This is a genomic window from Pseudomonas sp. S4_EA_1b (assembly GCF_016307435.1).
Classification (GTDB): domain Bacteria; phylum Pseudomonadota; class Gammaproteobacteria; order Pseudomonadales; family Pseudomonadaceae; genus Aquipseudomonas; species Aquipseudomonas rhodesiae.
Window position 1 is genome coordinate 1 of sequence record NZ_JAEILC010000109.1, and the last position, 8,466, is coordinate 8,466.

The 8,466-nt window shown below is 61.7% G+C and carries 6 protein-coding genes; 2 read left to right on the plus strand and 4 right to left on the minus strand.

Going from position 1 to position 8,466, the window contains the following annotated elements:
* Positions 1-217 precede the first annotated feature (217 nt).
* The gene (locus tag YA0848_RS28955) at positions 218-763 is read right to left on the minus strand and encodes a hypothetical protein (protein WP_034097814.1); all 546 of its coding nucleotides are present in this window, start codon (positions 761-763) and stop codon (positions 218-220) included.
* A gap of 395 nt (positions 764-1,158) precedes the next feature.
* Between YA0848_RS28955 and YA0848_RS28960 the strand changes: the two genes are divergently transcribed.
* Positions 1,159-2,568 (plus strand): circularly permuted type 2 ATP-grasp protein, encoded by a 1,410-nt coding sequence (locus YA0848_RS28960; RefSeq protein WP_034097813.1) that lies wholly within the window; start codon positions 1,159-1,161, stop codon positions 2,566-2,568.
* 3 nt (positions 2,569-2,571) lie between these two features.
* On the plus strand, positions 2,572-3,522 hold the full coding sequence (locus YA0848_RS28965) for an alpha-E domain-containing protein (protein ID WP_034097812.1): 951 nt from the start codon (positions 2,572-2,574) through the stop codon (positions 3,520-3,522).
* A 4-nt stretch (positions 3,523-3,526) separates the two neighbouring features.
* Here YA0848_RS28965 and YA0848_RS28970 read toward each other — a convergent pair whose 3' ends face one another.
* From YA0848_RS28970 to YA0848_RS28980, 3 genes are all read right to left on the minus strand, one after another.
* Positions 3,527-4,468: an alpha/beta fold hydrolase gene (locus YA0848_RS28970; RefSeq protein WP_034097811.1), complete on the minus strand. Its 942-nt coding sequence runs from the start codon at positions 4,466-4,468 to the stop codon at positions 3,527-3,529.
* A 138-nt stretch (positions 4,469-4,606) separates the two neighbouring features.
* Positions 4,607-6,865 (minus strand): ATP-dependent DNA helicase, encoded by a 2,259-nt coding sequence (locus tag YA0848_RS28975; RefSeq protein WP_034097809.1) that lies wholly within the window; start codon positions 6,863-6,865, stop codon positions 4,607-4,609.
* Positions 6,862-8,466, minus strand: a 1,605-nt coding sequence (locus YA0848_RS28980) for a VRR-NUC domain-containing protein (RefSeq protein WP_198731464.1), incomplete at its 5' end; no start/stop codon positions are given. The genes YA0848_RS28980 and YA0848_RS28975, both read right to left, overlap by 4 nt.

Here is an 8,466-nt window from a genome sequence, read left to right on the forward strand (position 1 = left end):
GTCCTTGGCCTTGGGGTGGGGGGTAGGCTTGGGGTCCTTAGGGGCATCGGCGGCGGTGCCGGGTGCCGGCTCGCCACCGTCGATGGCGGGGTCGTTACGGTCGCTGACTTGGGGATCGTTGCTAGTGCTCATGTTTCACCTCTGTACAGTGATTGGGTAAATACAGCCTGCATAGACATAAGGTGCTGCGCCCTGCCCCGAAGTTCCGCCGGATTGCTCAACCGCCTGGGTTGTCGACCTGGATATAGAACGCATAAGCCCCCAGCAGAATCCAGAACACCATGAAAATCCACGGCGTGCGCACGGAAAACAGCAGGGACTTGCGATAGCCCTTGTGGGACGACTCGCGCTCGGAAAACAGCGGCGACTCGTCATAGGCCAGGCCCATCACCGGTTCGCTGTGCAGCAGTTGGCTCTGCTTGAAGTGCCAGTGATCGATGATGTCATACGCCGCGCGGATGCCCGGCCAGGCGTTGAGCGAGCTGAGAATGCCCAACAGTGCCAGGAACAGCGGCACGATCAGGGTAAACAGCTTGCCCCACTCTGGGTTGAGGTTACCCATGCCTGACACGAAGGCGATCACCAGGAACGATTGGGCGGTGAGGTAAGCGTCGGTGCGGTTGGCCAGGATGGAGGTTTCGTACTGGATCTCGCGGCGATAGAAGTCCAGGCGGTCCTTGGGCGAACCGAAGATCTTTGCGTTGTGTTCGCTGTGGTCGTTCAGCGCCGCTTCCGGAGTGTGGGGGGAGATGATTCTGGGCACGGGGATGGTCCACGGGGTGTATAGACCCCGTTAGAGGAACAGGCCGTGTGGGGAGTTCAAGTTTGTTGTGCACCGGGTTGGTGCGCGGCGTGTTTGTTGAAGGTGGGGTGCACCTTTCTGGGTGGCTGGCGGAGCGCCGCTGCGCAGCCTGGCGCGAGCAGGCTCGCTCACTACGCGGGCGGATGTGTTGGAAGGTGGGGTTTCGGCACAGGCATTGCTTTATGGATTCATCTGTTTGGAAACAGGAGCATTCGTTACCCCCCGACCCAGAGCCGACATCCTGAGAAAGTAAGGACCAGGCCCGCTGGCACCTCGCGCCACGGGCTCATAAAAACATGCGTTTTTCAAAACGGCAGTGCCGCTTGCGCAACCCAAGGCACTGACAAGGTACTGGAATGGCTCGATCTTTCTTTGATGAGATGAATGACGCAAACGGCGTGTGCCGTGCGCATTATCAGGATTTCTCCCGCTGGCTGGCCAATACGCCGCCGGAACTGCTGGCCCAGCGTCGTCGTGAAGCCGATCTGCTGTTTCACCGCGCCGGAATCACCTTCACCCTGTATGGCGACGAACAGGACACCGAGCGCCTGATCCCTTTCGACATCATCCCCCGCAGCATCCCTGCCAGCGAATGGCGCGTGATCGAGCGCGGGTGTATCCAGCGGGTCAATGCGCTGAACCTGTTCCTCGCCGACATCTATCACGATCAACGCATCATCAAGGCCGGGATCATTCCGGCGGATCAAGTGCTGGGCAACGAGGGTTACCAGAAAGCGATGGTCGGGCTGGACCTGCACCGCGATATCTACTCGCATATCTCCGGCGTCGACCTGGTGCGCGATGGCGACGGCACTTATTACGTGCTTGAAGACAACCTGCGTACCCCAAGCGGCGTGAGCTACATGCTCGAAGACCGCAAAATGATGATGCGCCTGTTCCCAGAGGTGTTCGCCCGGCAGCGCATCGCGCCGGTGGATCACTACCCCAACCTGCTGCTCAAGACCCTCAAGAGTTCCAGCCGCCTGGACAACCCCAACGTGGTGGTGCTGACCCCAGGCCGCTTCAACAGCGCATTCTTCGAGCATGCCTTCCTGGCCCGGGAAATGGGCGTGGAACTGGTGGAAGGCGCCGACCTGTTCGTGCAGGACCTGAAAGTATTCATGCGCACCACCGACGGGCCCAAGGCGGTGGATGTGATCTACCGCCGTATCGACGATGCGTTCCTCGATCCGCAGGCGTTCAACCCCGAATCCATGCTCGGCGTGCCTGGCCTGGTGGCCGCCTATTGCGCCGGCAACGTGGTACTGGCCAACGCCATCGGCACCGGGGTGGCCGACGACAAGTCGATCTACCCCTATGTGCCGGACATGATCCGTTTCTACCTGAATGAAGAACCGGTGCTACAGAACGTGCCGACCTTTCAGTGCCGCAAACCGGCGGAACTGTCTCACGTGCTGGCCAACCTTGAGCAACTGGTGGTCAAGGAAACCCAGGGCTCAGGCGGCTACGGCATGCTGGTCGGCCCGGCATCCAGCGCCGCCGAAATCGAAGACTTCCGCCAGCGCATCAAGGCCCGCCCCCACGCCTACATCGCTCAACCGACCCTGAGCCTGTCGACCTGCCCGACCTTTGTGGAAAACGGCATCGCGCCGCGGCATATCGACCTGCGCCCGTTCGTGCTGTCGGGCAAGGAGACCCGCCTGGTACCGGGCGGGCTCACGCGGGTGGCCCTCAAGGAAGGCTCGCTGATCGTCAACTCGTCGCAAGGCGGCGGAACCAAGGACACCTGGGTGGTGGAGGACTGAATCATGCTGAGTAGAACCGCCGCAGACCTGTATTGGATGTCCCGCTACCTGGAGCGCGCCGAAAACCTGGCGCGCATGCTCGAAGTCAGTTATTCGCTGTCGCTGATGCCCCAGGCCGGTCGCAGCGATGGCTTGGACGAACTGGCCATGTCGTTGCTCAGCAGCGGCACCTTAGACAGCTATCTGGAACGTCACACCCAACTGGATGCCGAGCGCATGCTGCACTTCTTCGCCCTTGACGAAGAAAACCCCGCCAGCATCTATAACTGCCTGCGCGCCGCGCGGGGCAACGCCCATGCGGTACGTGGACGTATCACCGCCGATATGTGGGAGAACCTCAACGCCACCTGGCTGGAAATGCGCAGCATCGCCGCCGGCGGCCTGGGCCGACACGGCATCAGCCACTTCTGTGACTGGGTCAAGCAGCGGTCGCATCTGTTTCGGGGGGCAACCTCGGGCACCATCATGCGCAACGATGCCTATCGCTTTATCCGCCTGGGCACGTTTGTCGAGCGCGCTGACAACACGTTGCGCCTGCTGGATGCGCGCTATGAGATGTTCGGCGAAGAATCGGAAGAAGTCAGCGACCTCTCGGCGCGCGGGTATTACCAGTGGAGCGCTCTGCTGCGTGCGTTGTCGTCGTTCGAAGCCTATACGCAGCTGTACCCGAACGCGCTGAATGCCCGCTCGGTCTCGGAGTTGCTGTTATTGCGCAGCGACGTGCCGCGTTCACTGCATGCCTGTGTCGAGGAACTGAACCACATCCTCGCCGACCTGCCCGGCAGCTACGGGCGCACGGCGCAACGCCTGGCGGCGGAGTTTGAAGCGCGGCTGCGCTACACCGGGATCGATGAAATTCTCGAAGACGGCCTGCACAGCCGGCTTACGGAGTTTATCGACACCGTGCGCGAATTGGCGCGGGCGATTCACAGCTCCTATCTCGAAGTGGTCTGAGGGCTCAGGGGCGGCCCAGGAAGTCGAGCAGCAGCGCATTCACCTGCGTGGCCTGCTCGTTCTGGATCCAGTGACCGCAGTGGGGCAACACATGCTGCTCCAACTGCGGCACGCAGTCGGGCATGCGTTTGAGTGTGTGGGCTTCGAAGACACCTACCGGATCGCGGTCGCCGATCAGGAACAACGTCGGCTGCATCACCTGCCGCCCGGCCAAAAACTCGGTGCGCTGCCAATTGCGTTCGAAATTGCGGTACCAGTTCAACGGGCCGCGAAAGCCATGTTCGGTAAAGGTCTGCACGTACACATTTAAATCTTCTTGGGAGCACCAACCGGGCAGCGGACCCGGCACAGGCACGCCTTCAAGCAAGGTGGCGTCGGCAGGTTTTTGCTGGAGGAACACATCCTGATCCTGCATAAACAGCCGCAACGTGCGCTCGATATCGGCGTTCAGTTCGCGCTCGGCCACTCCAGGCGCCTGGAAATACAGAATGTAATTGAAGCGATCGGCATACAGCTCGCGCATGATCTCGATCACCGGCCGGCGCGCACGCCCGGCAAACGGTACCGACATTGTGATCAAGCGGGTGATGCGCTCAGGCTCAAGCAATGCCAAGTGCCAGGCCACCACTGCGCCCCAGTCATGCCCGACCATCACCACCTGGGTATGCCCGAAATGATCCATGGCCTGTTGGATATCGGCGCACAAGGTCAACAGGTCATAGGCAGCGATCTCGGCCGGCGAGCTGGATGGCCCGTAACCGCGCATCTGGGGCACGAACACTCGATAGCCTGCCGCAGCCAGGGCCGGGATCTGTTCGCGCCAGGAGTGCCAACATTCGGGAAAGCCATGCAGCAACCAGATGGGCGCGCCATTTTCCGGCCCGGCGATATGCACGCACAGCTCAATACCGTTGACCTTGAGGGTGCTCCGCTGGCTATCGTTCATGGTTGGCTTCCTTGTAATGGCCCAGAATGCGAGGAAAGAGTGAGGGAGGTGCGGGATTTGCACCAGCATCATTTGCGCCAAATGCTCGGTCATCAGCGCCGCTCGGGGGCTGATAGCCAAGAACCGGGGTGCATCAGGTCAGGACGAAATTGCCCACCAGCTCGGCAACAACGGCCGTACCCGCGCCTCACCGAAACGATCGTCGATCAACATCACCACGCCTTGGTCCTGCTGGCTGCGGATAACCCTGCCGGCTGCCTGCACGACTTTTTGCAGGCCTGGATACAGATAGGTGTAGTCGTAGCCTGAACCGAAAATCGCGGCCATGCGCCGCTTCATCTGTTCATTGACCGGGTTCAGTTGCGGCAGGCCCAGGGTGGCGATGAATGCGCCGATCAGGCGCGCACCGGGCAAGTCGATACCCTCGCCAAACGCGCCGCCGAGCACGGCGAACCCCACCCCTTGGCTATGTTCGGTGAACTGGTCGAGAAAGCCCTGGCGCTCAGCCTCGGCCATGCCCCGTGACTGCTGCCACAGCGGGATGTGCGGGTGCTGTTCGGCCAGGCGCTGCGCCACTTGTTGGAGGTAATCGAAGCTGGAAAAAAACGCCAGGTAGTTACCGGGTTGTTGCGCGAATTGCTGGGCGATCAGCTCAACGATGGGGCCCACCGACGCCTCGCGATGCACGAATCGGGTCGAGATCTCATCGACAATGCGCACCCGCAATTGCTCGGCCTGGAACGGCGACGCCACGTCGACCCACGCCGTGTCCGCAGGCAAGCCCAGCAAGTCGGCGTAGTAATGGCGCGGGCTTAACGTGGCGGAAAACAACACGCTGCTGCGGGCAGCGGTCAGTCGTGGGCGGATGAACTGGGCGGGCACCACATTGCGCAGGCACAGGATCGAGCTGCTGCGCTTGCCGCCCAAGGAGCGTTTAGTGATATCGAAGATGAAGTGTTCGGTGAACAACTCGGCCACTTTGGCAAATTGCAGCGCGTCAAAGTAAAAAGCTTGCAGGTCGCCGGCCAGGGCTTCGGGGTGACCGTTGAAGTAATCGCCCATGGCACTCGCGCACAGGCTCAAGGCGCTGAGCATTTTATCGGGCCTGGCGTCATAAGCCTGGTACGGCGCCACTTGCGCCTTGTGCAGCGCGTTCCACTCGCGATTGAGGCGCTGCAAAGGCTTTTTCAGGGCCTCGGGCGCCTCGTCGCGCAACGTCTTGAGGCGGTACTGATCAAGGCTGGCGCTGTACATCCCGCGCGCGCGCTCCACCAGGTTATGAGCTTCGTCCACCAGTACCGCGGCGCGCCATTGGTTGAGCTGGGCGAGGCCGAACAGCATGGCGCCGAAGTCGAAATAATAGTTGTAGTCGGCTACGACCAGGTCAGCCCAGCGCGCCATTTCCTGGCTCAGGTAATACGGGCAAACGTTGTGGGCCAGGGCGACCTCACGCAGATTGCGCTGGTCGAGCAGCCGTAGCTTGGCCGCAGCGCTACGTGCGGCGGGCAAGCGGTCGTAAAAACCTTTGGCCAAGGGGCAGGATTCGCCGTGACAGGCTTTGTCCAAGTGCTCGCAGGCTTTGTCCCGTGCCACCAGTTCCAGCACACGCACATGCAAGTCCGGGTTGCGGGTGAACAGCACCTGGGCGGCATCCAGAGCAAGCTTGCGCCCAGGGGTTTTGGCCGTGAGAAAGAACACCTTGTCCAACTGCTGCGGCGCCAACGCCTTGAGCAGCGGAAAAATCGTGCCGATGGTCTTGCCAATGCCGGTGGGCGCCTGGGCCATCAGGCAACGGCCGGTGCTGACGGCTTTGTACACTGACTCGGCCAGAACCCGCTGGCCGGGGCGAAAGTCGGCATGGGGGAAGCCAAGGTTCTGCGCCGCGCGGTCGCGCGCCTCTCGGTGATCCATCTCCCGCCGGGCCCAATCCAGAAACAGCGCACATTGCTGGTTGAAGAACGCTTCCAGAGCGTGGGCCTGGAAGCGCTGATTGAGCAGGGTCTCGCCCTCGCCAACGATATCGAAGTAGACCAGCGCCAGATCGATCTCCGTCAGCCCCAGTTTCTGGCACATCAGCCAGCCATACACCTTGACTTGAGCCCAGTGCAGTTGGCGGTGGTTGGCGGGTTGGGCGTCGAGGTCGCCGCGGTAGGTTTTGACCTCTTCCAGGCGCTGGCTGTCCGGGTCGTAGCCGTCCGCCCTGCCCCGCACCTTGAGCTGCTGGTACTCGCCTTCCAGGGCCACTTCGTTCTGATAATGCGGGCTGCGGCGCGACGCCACGGTGCGGTGGCCGACGATTCCTTCCTGGGCGCTGGGCGACGGGGTGAAACGCAGGTCCAGGTCACCGACCTTGGCGGTGAACTCACACAAGGCACGCACCGCCACGCTGTAACTCAAGCCGGTTGCTCCGCCCAGCGCACGTAGCAGACCGTGACCGGCATCTGGTATTCGCCACAGAACTCCAGCCAGCGCAGTTGGTTGTCTTGCAGGCGGTCGCCGGGGCCTTTGACCTCGATCATGCGGTAGGTTTTTTGCGCCGGCCAGAACTGGATCAAGTCCGGCATGCCAGAGCGATTGGCGCGGATGTCCAACAGCAAGCGCTCGAACCAGTAGCGCAGGTGGGCGGCGGGCAGGCATGCGAGGGCTTGCTCCAGCAGCTCTTCGCTGAGCAGGTTCCAGAACACGAACGGCGACTGGATGCCCCATTTATCGCGGTAACGCTGGCGAATGGTGTTTTTGTAGCGCTCGTCCTGCAGTTGCTCGAAACAGGCGGCGAACAGCGGTGCGCGGCGTTGGTGGAAGTCTTCACTATGCAGGTCCACCGGGCCACGCTGGAACGGGTGGAAAAACGCACCGGGCAATGGCGCGAAAATCACCTCCCAGCACATCAGGCCGAACAGCGAATTGATCAGGCCGTTTTCCACGTAATGCACCGGCGCGTCCGGCGCGCTGAGATGGGCCTGTACGCAGTATTCAACGGACATCAGCGGCTCGGGCAACGCCAGGTCCAGGTCCAGGCGCGTGACCGGACGCGGCTTGGGTTTGGGCAGCGCCGGTTCACCCAGTTTGCGCCGCAGGCGCGGCACCACACGCAGCAAGTGCTGCTGTTCGGCGGCGCTTTCCGGTGCCTGCTGCGCGGCGCTGGCCAGGGCCAAGGCTTGGACGTAATCCTCCTGGCGTTCCAGTACGCGGATCAAGCGTGCGCGCGCACCGGGGTAGGTGCAGGCGCGGTAGATCTGCTGCGCCAACCCCAATTCGGCGCTGCGTTCACAGGATTGGCCCACCTGGAACAACAGTTTGGCCCGACGCTTTTCCAGCCAGGGGTTGTCGGTACGCAGGCTGGCGATCCGAGCCAGGACCTCGTCCACGGCCTCGCCGCTTTCAAAGGCGTGCTGACACTGGTGCAGAAACAGAAAGCCATGCACGTCGTCACGGCTGCGCAGGCCACGGGACTCGGCGCAGAACTCGACTTTTTCATAGGTGTAGATGCCCAGGTCCGCCAATACGAATTCGGACCAGTCCTGATGCAAATTGCCAAAGAACATCAGGCGCAGGCGATCGCACCATTCCATCACCGTGAGGCTGTACAGCGTGTCGGGCAGGTCCGGGCACCACTGCGCAAAACTGCGCGGCTCGTTGAATCGCGCAGCCAACCCTTCCAGCCAGTCGGCTTTCTTGCCTTTGGGTTGTTCGATCCAGGGTTTGAACGCACCCAGCAATTCACTCTTTTGCAGCAGCGCGAACAGCTCCTCAATGGCCAGCAGACAGTGGCCGTCCACCCAGCCCAGCGCCAATAACGGCGCAGCGGCCGCATGGGGGCAACCTATCTCGACATAGTTGAGTTTGCCGCCACGAAAGTGCACGCCTTTGCGCATCACCATACGTACCAACAGAGCCTGGGACGCCTGCGGCAACCTGTCGAATTGCTGAATGAAATGCTGTTCGTCAGTATCGAGCAAATCGGCATAGCGCTGCCCCAGCCAATGCAGGACCTGGCG

Bases quoted from the DNA above. Each gene is read 5' to 3' on its own strand.
- YA0848_RS28960 (WP_034097813.1), top strand. From the start codon at position 1,159: ATGGCTCGATCTTTCTTTGATGAGATGAATGACGCAAACGGCGTGTGC.
- YA0848_RS28965 (WP_034097812.1), top strand. From the start codon at position 2,572: ATGCTGAGTAGAACCGCCGCAGACCTGTATTGGATGTCCCGCTACCTG.
- YA0848_RS28970 (WP_034097811.1), bottom strand. From the start codon at position 4,468: ATGAACGATAGCCAGCGGAGCACCCTCAAGGTCAACGGTATTGAGCTG.